Annotated in this window: 12 protein-coding genes; 8 read left to right on the forward strand and 4 right to left on the reverse strand. The window is 55.9% G+C overall.

The window, feature by feature from the left end; genetic code table 11:
• On the reverse strand, positions 1-2,118 hold the full coding sequence (gene rlmKL, locus ABEH87_RS06875; protein ID WP_346576172.1) for a bifunctional 23S rRNA (guanine(2069)-N(7))-methyltransferase RlmK/23S rRNA (guanine(2445)-N(2))-methyltransferase RlmL: 2,118 nt from the start codon (positions 2,116-2,118) through the stop codon (positions 1-3).
• A gap of 133 nt (positions 2,119-2,251) precedes the next feature.
• Here rlmKL and ABEH87_RS06880 point away from each other — a divergent pair, with 133 nt between their 5' ends.
• Positions 2,252-3,361, forward strand: coding sequence for a YcbX family protein (locus tag ABEH87_RS06880; protein WP_346575133.1), 1,110 nt, complete (start codon positions 2,252-2,254; stop codon positions 3,359-3,361).
• 15 nt (positions 3,362-3,376) lie between these two features.
• Here the strand turns inward: ABEH87_RS06880 and ABEH87_RS06885 are convergent, their stop codons facing one another.
• Positions 3,377-3,922, reverse strand: coding sequence for a cell division protein ZapC (locus tag ABEH87_RS06885; protein WP_346575135.1), 546 nt, complete (start codon positions 3,920-3,922; stop codon positions 3,377-3,379).
• Positions 3,923-4,107: 185 nt separating this feature from the next.
• The gene (gene pyrD, locus ABEH87_RS06890; protein ID WP_346575136.1) at positions 4,108-5,118 is read right to left on the reverse strand and encodes a quinone-dependent dihydroorotate dehydrogenase; all 1,011 of its coding nucleotides are present in this window, start codon (positions 5,116-5,118) and stop codon (positions 4,108-4,110) included.
• 257 nt (positions 5,119-5,375) lie between these two features.
• Here pyrD and ssuE point away from each other — a divergent pair, with 257 nt between their 5' ends.
• From ssuE to ssuB, 5 genes are read left to right on the forward strand one after another with little or no spacing between them, the layout of a single operon-like run.
• The gene (gene ssuE / locus ABEH87_RS06895; protein ID WP_346575137.1) at positions 5,376-5,927 is read left to right on the forward strand and encodes an NADPH-dependent FMN reductase; all 552 of its coding nucleotides are present in this window, start codon (positions 5,376-5,378) and stop codon (positions 5,925-5,927) included.
• Between the two features lie 14 nt (positions 5,928-5,941).
• Complete coding sequence (locus ABEH87_RS06900; RefSeq protein WP_346576173.1) at positions 5,942-6,901, forward strand: sulfonate ABC transporter substrate-binding protein; 960 nt, start codon at positions 5,942-5,944, stop codon at positions 6,899-6,901.
• Positions 6,902-6,916: 15 nt separating this feature from the next.
• The gene (gene ssuD / locus ABEH87_RS06905) at positions 6,917-8,062 is read left to right on the forward strand and encodes an FMNH2-dependent alkanesulfonate monooxygenase (protein WP_346575138.1); all 1,146 of its coding nucleotides are present in this window, start codon (positions 6,917-6,919) and stop codon (positions 8,060-8,062) included.
• Positions 8,063-8,071: 9 nt separating this feature from the next.
• Positions 8,072-8,863, forward strand: a complete 792-nt coding sequence (gene ssuC, locus ABEH87_RS06910; protein ID WP_346575140.1) for an aliphatic sulfonate ABC transporter permease SsuC — start codon at positions 8,072-8,074, stop codon at positions 8,861-8,863.
• Entirely contained in the window at positions 8,860-9,648 is a 789-nt protein-coding gene (ssuB, locus tag ABEH87_RS06915; RefSeq protein WP_346575142.1) for an aliphatic sulfonates ABC transporter ATP-binding protein, read from the forward strand. Before ssuC ends, ssuB begins: the two co-directional genes overlap by 4 nt.
• 52 nt (positions 9,649-9,700) lie before the next feature.
• Here ssuB and pepN read toward each other — a convergent pair whose 3' ends face one another.
• Positions 9,701-12,316: an aminopeptidase N gene (gene pepN, locus ABEH87_RS06920; RefSeq protein ID WP_346575144.1), complete on the reverse strand. Its 2,616-nt coding sequence runs from the start codon at positions 12,314-12,316 to the stop codon at positions 9,701-9,703.
• A gap of 264 nt (positions 12,317-12,580) precedes the next feature.
• Here pepN and pncB point away from each other — a divergent pair, with 264 nt between their 5' ends.
• Both pncB and asnS read left to right on the forward strand, forming a co-directional pair.
• Positions 12,581-13,786 (forward strand): nicotinate phosphoribosyltransferase, encoded by a 1,206-nt coding sequence (gene pncB / locus ABEH87_RS06925; RefSeq protein ID WP_346575146.1) that lies wholly within the window; start codon positions 12,581-12,583, stop codon positions 13,784-13,786.
• A 169-nt stretch (positions 13,787-13,955) separates the two neighbouring features.
• Positions 13,956-15,356 carry an asparagine--tRNA ligase gene (asnS, locus tag ABEH87_RS06930; RefSeq protein ID WP_346575148.1) on the forward strand — a complete coding sequence of 467 codons (1,401 nt, stop codon included), beginning with the start codon at positions 13,956-13,958 and terminating at the stop codon, positions 15,354-15,356.
• Positions 15,357-15,514: the final 158 nt, after the last annotated feature.

Here is a 15,514-nt window from a genome sequence, read left to right on the forward strand (position 1 = left end):
TTATTCCTTACCGGCGTGAGTAATCAGCCAGCAGTTGTGAATTTGACGGTTACGGGCGAAATCCTGTGACTGGGTTTTCGCGGTGATTTCCTGAGCGGCCAGCCCCAGTGCTTCCAGCCCGGCGAGATCCATTTTGAAGCCGCGTTTGTTGTTAGAGAACATCACGGTGCCGCCTTTGCGCAGAATACGCTTGAGGTCTTTCATCAGATCGAGATGATCGCGCTGCACATCAAAACTCTCTTCCATGCGCTTGGAGTTGGAGAACGTTGGCGGATCGATAAAGATCAGATCAAACTGTTCATCGGCATCGCGCAGCCAGCTCAGGCAGTCGGCCTGCATCAGGCGATGCTGACGGCCGGACAGACCATTGAGACGCATATTACGCTCGGCCCACTCCAGGTAGGTGCGGGACATATCAATGGTGGTGGTGCTGCGTGCACCGCCGAGTCCGGCATGTACGCTGGCGCTGCCGGTGTAGGCAAACAGGTTCAGGAAATCTTTCCCTTTACTCATCTGCCCCAGCATTTTACGGGCAACACGGTGATCGAGGAACAGACCGGTATCCAGATAGTCCGTCAGATTAACCCATAATCTGGCGTTAAACTCACCGACCTCAAAGAAATCGCCCTTTTCACCCAGTTTCTGATACTGGTTTTTTCCTTTCTGCTTTTCACGTGTCTTCAGCACCAGGCGATTTGCAGGCAGTTCCAGCACGCTCAGGGTGGCCGCGATCACATCAAACAGACGCTGACGCGCTTTGGCGGGCTCAATGGTTTTCGGTGCCGCATACTCCTGCACCACGACCCAGTCACCGTAGCGGTCAACCGCCACGTTGTAGTCAGGCAGGTCAGCATCGTAAACGCGGTAACACTCAATCCCTTCCTGACGCGCCCATTTATCCAGCTTTTTAGTATTTTTACGCAGGCGGTTAGCGTAGTCCTCTGCCAGCTGCCCCGCTGCCGCACCTGTCGGGTTTTCGGCCAGCTGGTAGTTTTTCTGCACGCAGTCCAGCGGGCCGTTTTTCGCTTTAAACTGGCGATCCGCTCGCAGCTGCAGGCAGCTTAACAGCTCCGGCGACGCGCTGAACAGAGAGAGGTTCCAGCCGCCAAAGTGCGTTTTCATGATACGGCCCAACTGGCCGTGCAGCGCAATCAGCGCAGGTTCACTATCCAGACGTTCACCGTAGGGAGGATTACTCAGCACCGTTCCGGTCACCCCCTGTTCCAGCGGATTAGTCAGCTTCAGCACATCCTGAGTCGTGAAGGCGATGAGATCAGCCAGCCCGGCATTACGGGCGTTAGCGCGTGCGCGCTCAATCACTCGCGAATCATTATCGTAACCGTAGAAACGTGAGGTGGTCCCGGACACGCCCTTCGCCGCGCGTTCGTGCGCGTCACGCGTGACATCACTCCAGATCGACTGATTAAACTGACTCCAGCCGGTAAAACCCCAGTGTTTACGCTGTAAACCCGGCGCGCGATCGCAGGCGATCATCGCCGCTTCAATCAGCAGGGTTCCGGAACCACACATTGGATCGACCAGTGGAGAACCGACCTTCCAGCCGGAACGCAGCACGATAGCGGCAGCCAGCGTCTCTTTAAGCGGCGCCTGCCCGGTCTGCTGGCGATAGCCACGCTGGTGCAGGCCGTCACCGCTCAGATCCAGCGCAATGCTCGCCGTGTCTTTATTCAGCCAGACGTTCACGCGAATATCGGCCTCTTCACGGTCAACATTCGGACGCGGCAGATTTTTACGGGTAAAACTATCGACGATAGCGTCTTTCACTTTCAGCGCGCCGTACTGGCTGTTGCGGATAACCTCATTCAGGCCGCTGAAATGCACCACAAACGTTTTGTCACTGCCAAACATGGCCGGCCAGTCGATAGCCTGAACGCCAAGATAGAGGTCGAGGTCGCTGTAAACGCCACATTCGGTTAACGGCAGCAAAATACGTGAAGCCAGGCGGCTCCACATCAGACTCTGATACATCAGACGATCATCGCCCTGGAAATGCACGCCACCCTGGACTACCTGACAGCCCTGGGCCCCCAGCGCCTCCAGCTCACTTTTTAACAGCTCTTCGAGCCCACGCGCCGTACTGGCAAACAGAGAATTCATAGCGTCACTTATCGTCATCAGAAATTGCTGCGCATTATAGCTAATCATGGCGGCATGTCATAAAGTTAGCGCTGATAACTGCAAAAACCCTGTAAAGAACCGGGGTGAGCACTACGGCGCTAAGGAGAATGCCATGATCAGTCTGTCCCGTTTATATGTTCATCCCGTTAAATCAATGCGTGGCATGCAGGTTTCCCATGCGCAGGCGCTGAGCAGCGGACTGGCATTCGACCGTATTTTTATGCTGACCGAACCCGATGGCACGTTTATTACCGCACGGCAGTATCCCGAAATGGTGCTGTTTACCCCGGCGCTTATCGTCGACGGACTGCATCTCAGTGCCCCCGACGGCAGCAGCGCCACCGTGCGTTTTGCCGATTTCCAGCAGACCCCGGCCCCCACCGAAGTCTGGGGCAGTCAGTTTACGGCGCTCATCGCACCGGAGAGCATTAATCAGTGGCTGAGCGGGTTCTTTCCCCGCAGGGTAGAGCTGCGCTGGGTAGGCGAAGCGATGACTCGCCGGGTCAAACACTTTGATCAGGTGCCGCTCGGCTTTGCCGATGGCTATCCGTTCCTGCTAATTAACGACGCTTCACTGCGTGACCTGCAGCAGCGCTGTCCGGCAGGCGTAAGGGTGGAGCAGTTCCGTCCCAATCTGGTCGTCAGCGGTGCCAGCGCATGGGAGGAAGATAGCTGGTCGTCCTTCAGTATTGGTGAGATTATTTTCGATGTGCCAAAACCCTGTAGCCGCTGCGTATTGACGACGGTCAGCCCCCAACGCGGGCGCAAACACCCGGCCGGAGAACCGCTCAACACGTTGCAGGGTTTCCGCAGCGCTCAGGACTCTTCCGGTGATGTCGACTTTGGTCTTAACCTGGTGGCACGTAACAGCGGCGTACTGCGGGCAGGTGATGAACTCAGAGTGTTAACCACTCATGCGCCACGCGAGTACGGTGCAGGGCGGGTCACGGAAACGCTGGATGTTGCGACTGTGGCAGAACGTGAAGTGGCGATTAACTGGCAGGGGCAGCATTTTACCGGCAATAATCAGCAGGTTTTACTGGAACAGCTGGAGCTTCAGGGAATTAAAGTGCCCTATTCCTGCCGTTCGGGGATTTGCGGCAGCTGCAAAGTGACGCGGGTCAGCGGAGAGGTCACGGAAATGAAAAAAGGGGCGGTACGTGAAGACGGTACGCTACTGAGCTGTAGCTGTATTCCGGCGGGCGATCTGGTTCTGCGCTGACTGAAGCGCGGTGGCTTACACCGCGCGGGCAAAACCATGAATTTCGGCGCTGGCCTGTGGCTTCAGACGGTCATGCATAATTTTTATCGCATCACCCAGCACCATACCGCGCCCTGCCACATTCAGCTGCGGCTGCGCCAGCAGGCACAGTGCGGCACTCTCACCGGACTCCACCACCAGCAACACGGCCGTTTCCCCGCTTTCTGACACGGTAACGTTAACCAGCTCACCATCAGACGGACGCCAGTCAGCCTGGTGATGACTGTTGAAGTGCCAGCTTTTCGGCATCAGCGGCTTCAGAAAACGGGTTGCCACCAGCGCATTCAGCACCAGTTCTGCACGCTGATCGACATTGAGCTGTGCATCACGGCAGCGCTCATCAAAGGTGAAGAACAGCGCGGCATCATCAACACAGAAACCGGAAACATCAAAGGCGTCAGGCGTTAACATTTTGCGCGGAAAACGCGAACGGAACAACATACCATCAGCCAGGTCGAGCATCATCCGGTCATGTTCTGCGTCGAAAAACCAACGCCAGTTATCGTCTGGTTTTATCCTCATGATGGTTCCTGTATTAATACTTAGTTACAAGTAGCCGGAAATTTAATTAACTTTTTCCGGAAATCAGAGGCTAACGTTATGCTTTCAGCACCCTCTGTAAAATTTGAATATTGTCTGACCAGAACAAAATATAAACGAGCCAGAGGCGAAAATAAAGCCCCTGGCATATTTAACTAAGATTTAACCTAGATGTGACTCACAATTTCTTTTATCAAAGGCGGGCCTTTGTAAATAAAACCGGAATATATTTGCACCAGCGAGGCTCCTGCCGCGATTTTTTCACGCGCCGAAACCAGTGAATCAATACCGCCCACACCAATAATCGGGATGCGTCCCTGTAATTCCTGAGACAGGCGGCGAACAATTTCAGTACTGCGCAGCTGCACCGGACGGCCACTTAATCCACCCGCTTCTTCCGCATGTTTTAATCCTTTGACCAGATCGCGATCGAGCGTGGTATTGGTAGCAATCACGCCATCGATATTGTGACGCACTAAACTGTCGGCCACCTGGATCAATTCTTCTTCAGAAAGATCTGGCGCGATCTTCACCGCCACAGGGACATATTTGTGGTGGATCTGTTGAAGATCGTTCTGACGAATTTTAATCGCTGCCAGCAAATCATCCAGCGCCTCACCGTATTGTAAAGATCGTAAACCTGGCGTGTTCGGCGAAGAGATATTGATGGCGATGTAACCGGCATAGGCATAAATTTTATCCATGCAGGTTAAATAATCTTCTTTCCCCAGCTCAACGGGCGTGTCTTTATTCTTGCCGATATTAATGCCGAGAATTCCGTCGAAGTGGGCTTTCTTCACATTCTCCACCAGGTTATCCACCCCCAGATTGTTGAAGCCCATGCGGTTGATGATCCCCTCCGCAGCCACTATGCGGAACATACGCGGCTTATCATTACCGGGCTGTGGACGCGGCGTCACCGTGCCAATTTCAATCGATCCAAACCCCATCGCCCCGAACGCATCGATGCATTCACCATTTTTGTCCAGCCCGGCAGCCAGACCCAGCGGGTTCTTGAAGGTCAGCCCCATACAGGTGACTGGCTTAAACGGAAGTGACTGGCGGATCAGGCCGATCAGTGGGGTGCCGGAAAGGCGCTTTAACTGCTGCAAAGTCAGGTCATGCGCGCGCTCAGGATCGAGCTGAAACAGCGCCTTACGAACGAAAGGGTAATACATGGTCACTCCTGAGGTCCCGATGGAAAATCGGGGTCGTATTATCCGGGTTTCAGAGCTTAAAGGGAAATGACCTGGCGCAAAAGCGGGCCTGAACGGGCAGTTTTTTTACCTCAGCAGGACACCGGTGACGCTCCATATGTCCAAAACGGCAAAAATATGCCGGATAAATCATTTAAGCGTCCAAACGCGCTCTGTCAGGATGACACATCGGTTCTTGAATTCAGCCTATCAATAACTTTTAGTTATAAGGAGAGAATATGCGCGTTATTACTCTGGCGGGAAGCCCCCGTTTCCCCTCCCGCTCCACCGCGCTGCTGACAATCTGCCAGCACGCTCTGGAAAAACGGGGCGTCGAGGTTATTCCGTGGAATCTGCATAATTTCAATCCTGAAGATCTGCTCTATGCCCGCTTCGATTCCCCTGCCCTTCTGGCATTAAAAGAAGACCTCGCCTCCGCCGACGGGCTGATTGTCGCTACCCCGGTCTATAAGGCCTCTTTTGCCGGGGCGTTGAAAACCCTGCTGGACCTGCTGCCTGAGCGCGCGCTGGAACATAAGGTGGTGCTACCGCTGGCCACTGGCGGCACCGTCGCGCATCTGCTGGCGGTAGATTATGCCCTGAAGCCGGTGCTGAACGCGCTGAAAGCGCAGGAAGTGCTGCACGGTGTCTTCGCTGACGATACGCAGATCAGCCACTATGACCGTACCCCCGAACTGTCTCCGATTCTGGCTGAGCGCCTGGCGGAGTCGATCGACACCTTCTGGCACGCACTGGCCCGCCGCCACCAACCTCTGGCAACCGCCGTCTGAACAGGTAATCAATGATGCAATTGTTTTCCCGCTTAATCACCACGCTGTTCGTCACTGGCCTGCTGGCCGGTCAGGCGACAGCAGCAGAGTCTCAGGATGCCCCGGCGCAGGTGCGCATTGGCTATCAGAAAGGTTCGGTCAGTATGGTTCTGGCGAAATCCCACCAGCTGCTGGAGAAACGCTTTCCTCACACCACCATTAAATGGGTTGAGTTTCCTGCCGGCCCACAGATGCTGGAGGCGTTAAACGTCAACAGCATTGACCTTGGCAGCACCGGCGATATCCCGCCGATTTTTGCTCAGGCTGCCGGAGCCGATCTGCTGTATGTCGGTTCGGAGCCGCCAAAACCTGAGGCGGAAGTCATTCTGGTGCGTGAAGACAGCCCGCTGAAAACCGTGGCCGACCTCAGAGGCCATAAGGTGGCCTTCCAGAAGGGCTCCAGCTCCCACAACCTGCTGTTACGTGCATTACAGGAAGCCGGTCTCAGCTTTAAAGACATCCAGCCTGCATTTCTGACCCCAGCCGATGCCCGCGCAGCTTTTCAGCAGGGTGATGTCGATGCCTGGGCAATCTGGGACCCGTATTACTCTGCCGCGCTGCAGCAGGGTGGCGTGCGCGTACTGAAGAATGGCGACACGCTCAATCTGACCGGTTCGTTCTATCTCGCCACCCGACCGTTCACTGAGAAAAACGGCGCGTTTCTGCAACAGGTACTGGATACCTTCAGCCAGGCCGATGCCCTGACGCGCAGCCATCGTGAAGAGAGCGTGGACCTGCTCGCTCAGGCGATGGGGCTGCCAAAACAGGTGATCGCCACCTATTTCGATCACCGTCCGCCAACGTCCATCAGCCTGGTGAGTGAGAAAACGGCGCATGCGCAGCAGCAAACGGCTGACCTGTTTTACAACAGCCACCTGATGCCGGTGAAAGTCGATATTTCCAGCCGCATCTGGCACGGCCCGACCCCCCATTGATTGAGGAGTTATACAATGAGCCTTTCCGTATTCTGGTTTCTTCCCACTCACGGTGATGGAAAATATTTAGGCACCGACGAGGGCGCACGCCCGGTGGATCACGCCTATCTGCAACAGATCGCTCAGGCTGCCGACCGTCTGGGATTTGGCGGTGTGCTGATCCCGACCGGTCGTTCCTGTGAAGACGCCTGGCTGGTCGCCGCATCGCTGATCCCGGTGACCCAGCGTCTGCGCTTCCTGGTCGCGCTGCGTCCCGGCGTTATTTCTCCGACGCAGGCCGCACGCCAGGCCGCCACGCTCGATCGCCTGTCTAACGGCCGCGCCCTGTTTAATCTGGTCACCGGCGGTGACGCGGAAGAGCTGGCCGGAGATGGCGTATTCCTCGACCATCGCGAGCGCTATGCCGAATCTGCCGAGTTCACCCGCGTCTGGCGGCGCGTACTGGAAGGCGAGACGGTTGATTATGAAGGCAAACATATTCACGTACGCGGCGCACGACTGATGTTTAAGCCGGTGCAGCAGCCGCGCCCGCCGCTGTGGTTTGGCGGCTCTTCGGAGGTGGCGCAGGACCTGGCTGCCGAGCAGGTGGATGTCTATCTGACGTGGGGTGAACCGCCTGAACAGGTGAAAGAGAAGATTGCGCAGGTAAGGGCGAAAGCCGCCGCACTGGGGCGTCAGGTTCGTTTCGGCATTCGCCTGCATGTGATTGTGCGCGAAACCAACGAAGAGGCCTGGCAGGCCGCCGACCGTCTGATCTCACACCTGGATGATGCCACCATTGCCAAAGCGCAGGCCGCGCTGGCGAAGACAGACTCTGTAGGCCAGCAGCGCATGGCGGCACTGCACGGCGGTAAACGCGACCAGTTAGAGATCAGCCCGAATCTGTGGGCCGGTGTCGGTCTGGTGCGCGGCGGTGCGGGGACGGCGTTAGTGGGCGATGGCCCGACGGTGGCCGCCCGCATGCAGGAGTATGCCGATCTGGGTATCGAAACCTTTATCCTTTCCGGTTATCCGCACCTGGAAGAGGCGTATCGCGTGGGCGAGCTGCTGTTCCCGCACCTTGACCTCAACGTGCCGGAAGTACCGCAGCCAAGGGTGATCAAGGCGCATGGTGAAGCCGTAGCCCATGATTTTGCCCCGCAAAAAGTCTCTCAGAGTTAGAGGTGAGAAATGAGTAAAACGCTGAATCTTATCGGTAACAGACTGCTGCCGTGGGCACTCCCGGTTCTGCTGGTCGCCCTGTGGCAGCTCGCCTCACAGGCGGGCTGGCTGTCAACGCGCATTCTGCCCTCGCCCGAATCGGTTGTTGTCACCTTCTGGAAGCTGTCGGCCAGCGGTGAGCTCTGGCAACACCTGGCGATCAGCAGCTGGCGTGCGGCGATAGGTTTCAGCATCGGCGGCTCGATTGGCCTGCTACTGGGTCTGATCACCGGCATGTCGAAACTGGGTGAGCGCCTGCTGGATACCTCAGTGCAGATGTTACGTAACGTGCCGCACCTGGCGCTGATCCCACTGGTGATCCTGTGGTTCGGGATTGATGAATCGGCCAAGATTTTCCTGGTGGCGTTGGGAACGCTGTTTCCGGTCTACCTGAATACCTATCACGGTATCCGCAATATTGACCGTGGTCTGGTGGAGATGGCGCGCAGCTACGGCCTCTCCGGCTGGAGCCTGTTTATACAGGTGGTGCTGCCCGGCGCCCTGCCCTCCATTATGGTCGGCGTGCGCTTTGCGCTGGGCCTGATGTGGCTGACGCTGATCGTAGCCGAAACCATTTCGGCCAATTCAGGCATCGGCTATCTGGCGATGAACGCCAGGGAGTTCCTGCAAACCGATGTGGTGGTGGTGGCAATTATTCTCTACGCCCTGCTCGGCAAACTGGCTGACGTCAGCGCACTGCTGCTCGAACGCGTATGGCTGCGCTGGCACCCGGCGTATCAATTAAAAGGGGAAAACGCATGAGCGAGTTAAGCACATCTCCGGCGCGTCTTAATGCCGGTACGCCGCTGTCGATCAACGGCGTCAGCAAGCAGTACCACCAGCGCACGGTGCTGAATAATATCGAACTGCATATTCCTTCCGGTCAGTTTGTCGCGGTGGTCGGGCGCAGCGGCTGTGGTAAAAGTACCCTGCTGCGCCTGCTGGCCGGGCTGGAGAAAAGCAGCAGCGGTGAACTGCTGGCCGGAAGCGCGCCGCTCAGTGAGGTCAGGGAGGATATTCGTCTGATGTTTCAGGATGCCCGCCTGCTGCCGTGGAAGAGCGTCATCGATAACGTTGGCCTCGGACTGAAAGGCAAAGCCTGGAAAGATCGGGCACTGGCTGCCCTCGACGCGGTTGGCCTGGCGGACCGCGCGCATGAATGGCCGGCCGCCCTGTCCGGCGGCCAGAAGCAGCGCGTGGCGCTGGCGCGGGCGCTCATTCACCGTCCCGGACTACTTCTGCTGGATGAACCGCTCGGTGCGCTGGATGCCTTAACCCGTATCGAGATGCAGGACCTTATTGCGTCGCTGTGGCAGCAGCATCACTTTACCGTGCTGCTGGTGACGCATGACGTCAGCGAAGCCGTGGCCATGGCCGACCGCGTACTGCTGATCGAAGAAGGGAATATCGGGCTGGACCTGCTGGTCGACCTGCCGCGCCCGCGCCGTAAAGGCTCGGTGAAGCTGGCAGAGCTGGAAGCGGAAGTGCTGGACCGGGTGATGAAGCGTTCCCCCGTGCAGCACAGACAACAGTATGCTCACGGATAAAAAAATGGGCGAAAAATCGCCCATTTTTTATTGTCATCACTGACGGCCGTTATCAGGCGTTCAGCGCTTTGCTAATCTTCTCGAACAGATCGCTGGACAGTTTATCCAGCCCTTTTAACTGTTCCAGCGCGTTACGCATCAGCGCCTGACGGCCGGCGTCATAGCGTTTCAGGCGGATCAGCGGCTCAATCATCCGCGCCGCTACCTGCGGATTGCGGGTGTTCAGATCGCTGAGGATTTCCACCAGGAACTGGTAGCCACTGCCGTCAGGCGCGTGGAATGCCGCTGGATTTGCCGCAGCAAAAGCGCCAATCAGCGATCGGATGCGGTTCGGGTTGCTCAGGGTAAAGGAACGGTGACTGAGCAGCGCACGGACCTGAGCCAGCACGTCTGCGGCCGGGCTGGTCGCCTGCAGGGTAAACCACTTATCCATCACCAGACCATCTTTGTGCCAGCGCACGTCAAAATCGGCAAACAGCGCTGCACGACACGGCAACTGTGCAGCAATCGCAGCGGACAGCGCGGCCACAGTATCGGTCATGTTGTTGGCATGATGATACTGCGCACTGACCAGCTTGTCGGCCTGGGCTTCGTCAGTAAAGGCCAGATAGCTCAGGCAGACATTTTTCAGCGAACGCTTGCCAATATCCGCGTGTTCAATGCGGTACTCCGGCGTCTGGCTGGCGTAGTAGACCGCCAGCAGCTCATCTTCCAGTTCCTTCGCCAGCGTACGCACCAGCGCTTCACGCACCGTTGCATTGGCCTGCGGATCAATGATATCGAACAGCTCGGCGATCTCATTCTCACCCGGCAGCGACAGGATCAGGGCCATCAGCGCCGGATCGATGGACTCCGACAGCAGTACCGCACGGAAGGCATCCGCAACGTGTAACGGCAGTGACAGCGGCTGCCCCTGCTGCTGGCGGGCCACGTTGATCTTGATGTAGTTCGCCATCAGACTTTGCGCCGCATCCCAGCGGGCAAAATCATTGCGCGCGTAGCGCATCAGGAAGGTTAACTGCGCATCGCTCCAGTTATAGTCCAGTTTGACCGGCGCGGAGAATTCACGCAGCAGAGAAGGCACCGGCTGGGAATGCACGTTATCAAACACAAAGGTCTGGAATGCTTCGGTGACGTTCAGCACATGATGCACCGGGTGACCATCGTGCTGTAGCGGGATAACGTTGCCTTCGCTGTCGTACAGTTCAATATCCAACGGAATATGCAGCGGCAGCTTCTCTTTCTGGTCGGCCGTTGGCGGCGTCATCTGGGTAACATGCAGGGTGTACTGCTGCAGTTCCGGGTTGTAGTCGTCGCGGATTGATACGACCGGCGTGCCGGACTGGCTGTACCAGCGACGGAACTGCGACAGATCAACGTTAGACGCATCCTCCATGGCCTGAACGAAGTCATCACAGGTCGCGGCGCTGCCATCGTGACGTTCGAAGTAAAGCTGTATGCCCTTCTGGAAGTTTTCCTCTCCCAGCAGGGTGTGAAGCATACGGATCACCTCTGAACCCTTCTCGTACACCGTCAGGGTGTAGAAGTTGTTCATCTCGATCACCTGCTCCGGGCGAATCGGGTGCGCCATCGGGCTGGCGTCTTCGGCGAACTGCGAACCGCGCATCACGCGCACGTTGTCGATGCGGTTAACCGCACGCGAACCGAGATCGGAGCTGAATTCCTGATCGCGGAACACCGTCAGCCCCTCTTTAAGGCTGAGCTGGAACCAGTCGCGGCAGGTGACACGGTTACCGGTCCAGTTATGGAAATATTCGTGACCGATCACAGCTTCAATGCCGAGGTAATCTTTATCGGTCGCGGTTTCCGCCTTGGCCAGCACATATTTGGAGTTAAAGACGTTCAGCCCTTTATTCTCCATCGCCCCCATATTGAAGAAGTCGACGGCGACAATCATAAAGATGTCGAGGTCATACTCCAGCCCGAAGCGATCTTCATCCCACTTCATGCTGTTTTTCAGCGATGTCATCGCCCAGTCAGCGCGGTCGAGATTGCCACGGTCAACAAAGATTTCCAGAGCGACGTCACGGCCTGAGCGGGTTTTAAAGCTGTCACGCAGCACGTCGAAATCACCGGCGACGACGGCAAACAGATAACACGGTTTCGGGAAGGGATCGTGCCACTTCATCCAGTGGCGCCCATCTTCCATCTGCCCGCCATCAACGCGGTTGCCATTAGAGAGCAGATAAGGGTACAGCGTCTGTTCAGCAATAATGGTGGTGGTAAACCGTGCCAGCACGTCCGGGCGGTCAAGATACCAGGTGATATGGCGGAAGCCTTCTGCTTCACACTGGGTGCAGAGCGCTTCACCGGATTTGTACAGACCGTCCAGCGCGGTGTTCTGGTCCGGGTGGATATCATTGACAATTTTTAGCGTGAAGGCATCAGGCAGCTGTTGCAGCACCAGCGCCCCCTCCTCCTGCCGGTAATGTGGCCACGGCTGGTCGTTCACATGCAGCGAGATCAGCGTCAAATCTTCGCCGTCCAGACGCAGTTCAGCACCACTGGCCCCCAGCCGCTTAATCTGGCTGATGGCGGTAACCTGCGTGGTACTGGCATCAAGGTTAAAGGTCAGATCGATATCGGTAATGGTGTAATCAGGCGCACGATAATCATGGCGATTTTTGGCTTGTGGCAGTTGCGTCATAAGTCCTTCTCACGTCGATAATTAGTTAACCTTTTCAAGTCTATTCCTGTTATCACCAGGTTGCCACGTTGAATCACTGTCAATCAGGGTGTTTGTTGAGAAATGGTACATTTCATTAACAAACGCACAGATTGTCCTCGACCCCTTCGTCTTAATTGTGCTGTGATCGGGTTCAATAAAACCGTATTCGGGTTATACTCCTGCGACTTTTTCTTCATTTGAACCAGGGATAACGCTCTTCGCCAGAGGATGCTGAAACGCACCATGACACGACACGCTTCCCCGATTTTGACTACGATCCTCGATACCGATGCCTACAAGCTCCATATGCAGCAGGCGGTGTTTCATCGTTATAACGATGTCACGGTTGCGGCTGAGTTTCGCTGCCGTGGAGATGACATGCTGGGCATTTATGTCGAGGAAATACAGCAACAAATCGACATGATGGCCGCACTGGCACTGACAGAAGACGAGTTCACCTATCTCTCTGGTCTGCCTTTTTTCACCGCTGATTATCTTAACTGGTTACGGACCTTCCGCTACGACCCGACTCAGGTGCGTGTGCGCAATCACCAGGGAAAACTGGATATCCGCATCAGTGGACCGTGGCGTGAAGTGATCATGTGGGAAGTCCCGCTGCTGGCGCTAATCAGTGAAGTGGTGCACCGCCATCGCTCACCCGAGGTGACGCCGGAAATGGCGGTCGGGCAGCTGAAGAAGAAGCTGATCCAGTTTAATCAGCTAACCAGCGGGCTGGATATGTCGCGTTTTCGCCTGATGGATTTCGGCACCCGCCGCCGTTTCTCACACGATGTGCATCTGGCAATTGTCAGCACCCTGAAACAGGAGTTTCCGTGGCTGGTGGGTTCCAGTAACTACGAGATTGCACGTCAGCTGGGCATTATGCCGGTAGGAACCCAGGCCCATGAGTGGTTCCAGGCGCATCAGCAGATCAGCCCTGTCCTGGCGAACAGCCAGCGCGCGGCGCTGCAGTCATGGCTGGATGAATATCCGAATCAGCTGGGCATTGCTCTGACTGACTGTATTACCATGGATGCCTTCCTGCGTGACTTCGGCCTGGAGTTCGCCAGTGCCTACCAGGGGCTGCGTCACGACTCCGGAGACCCGCTGGAGTGGGGTGAGAAAGCCATTGCCCATTATCAGCAGCTGGGTATCGACCCGATGAGTAAAACGCTGGTGTTTTCCGACAACCTCGATCTGGATAAAGCGGTGCAGCTCTATCGCCATTTCGGCCAGCGTATTAATGTTATTTTCGGTATTGGTACCCGCCTGACCTGCGATATTCCCCAGGTGAAGCCGCTGAACATCGTGATCAAGCTGGTGGAGTGTAACGGTAAACCCGTGGCTAAACTGTCAGACAGTCCGGGTAAAACCATCTGCCAGGACAAAGCCTTTGTGCGCGCCCTGCGTAAGGCGTTTGACCTGCCGCTGGTCAAAAAAGCCAGTTAAGCCGCCTTCAGGGGCGGATGTCATATCCGCCCCTGATGCCCCGCTCCATCGAAGAAATCTGTCACCGTTCCCGGAATTTCACTTGTTTCTCCTCGTCTGGCAAGTAACATAGCCTGACCCCAATCTCGGGGAATCAAATTCCGATTCAGATTAAAAGTGAGAGACTTATATGAGCGTTGTGCCTGTAGCGGACGTACTGCACGGCCGGGTCGCGGTTGACAGCGAAGTCACCGTACGTGGCTGGGTGCGTACCCGAAGAGATTCAAAAGCCGGTATTTCCTTTATCGCCGTTTACGACGGTTCCTGCTTTAATCCCGTCCAGGCTGTCGTGAATAATTCTCTGAATAATTATCAGGAAGAAGTATTGCGCCTGACCACCGGCTGTTCCGTGGTGATCACCGGTAAAGTCGTTGAGTCTCCGGGTGAAGGCCAGAGCTTTGAGATTCAGGCTACCCATGTGGACGTAGTCGGCTGGGTGGATGACCCGGATACTTACCCAATGGCGGCCAAGCGCCACAGTATTGAATACCTGCGCGAAGTCGCCCATCTGCGTCCGCGGACTAACCTGATTGGTGCCGTTGCCCGCGTACGCCACACTCTGGCCCAGGCGCTGCATCGCTTCTTCGATGAGCAGGGTTTCTTCTGGGTGTCTACCCCGCTGATCACCGCGTCTGATACCGAAGGTGCGGGCGAAATGTTCCGCGTCTCTACGCTGGATATGGAAAACCTGCCGCGCACGCCGGAAGGCAAAGTCAATTATGATGAAGACTTCTTCGGTAAAGAAGCGTTCCTCACCGTATCCGGTCAGCTGAACGGCGAAACCTACGCCAGCGCAATTTCCAAAATTTATACCTTCGGCCCGACCTTCCGTGCAGAGAACTCCCACACCAGCCGCCATCTGGCAGAGTTCTGGATGCTGGAGCCGGAAGTGGCGTTTGCCGACCTGGAAGATAACGCCGCTCTGGCAGAAGCGATGCTGAAGTACGTGTTTAAAGCGGTGCTGGAAGAGCGCGCGGATGATATGGCCTTCTTCGCCGAGCGCGTAGATAAAGAAGCCATCTCGCGCCTGGAGCGTTTTGTGACGACCGATTTCGCCCAGGTTGATTACACCGAAGCCGTTGAAATCCTGCTGGCCTCGGGCCAGACGTTCGAAAACCCGGTGTCCTGGGGCATCGACCTGTCTTCCGAGCACGAGCGCTACCTGGCAGAGAAACACTTTAAAGCGCCGGTGGTGGTCAAGAACTACCCGAAAGACATCAAAGCGTTTTATATGCGCCTGAACGACGATGGTAAAACTGTGGCGGCCATGGATGTTCTGGCTCCGGGTATTGGTGAAATCATTGGTGGTTCCCAGCGTGAAGAGCGTCTGGATGTGCTCGATGCACGCCTGGCCGAGATGGGCCTGAATAAAGAGGATTACTGGTGGTATCGCGACCTGCGTCGCTACGGCACAGTGCCTCACTCAGGTTTCGGTTTAGGTTTCGAACGATTAATCGCCTATGTCACTGGCGTACAAAATGTAAGAGATGTTATCGCCTTCCCGCGCACTCCACGCAACGCGACGTTCTGATTTCTGCATTAAATATAAGAAATTCATATATATACTAAGGTCAGCCTCGCTGGCCTTTTTTTATTTTTGTAAATTTAGAGTTAGTTCACAAAGTTCCGTAATTTTTACATTTTGTAATACATATTTTCCTCTTGTTACCAGAATAAGAGATTGGTAGC

Origin of the sequence: Erwinia sp. Eh17-17, from assembly GCF_039675725.1 — a bacterium.
Taxonomy (GTDB): Bacteria; Pseudomonadota; Gammaproteobacteria; order Enterobacterales; family Enterobacteriaceae; genus Erwinia.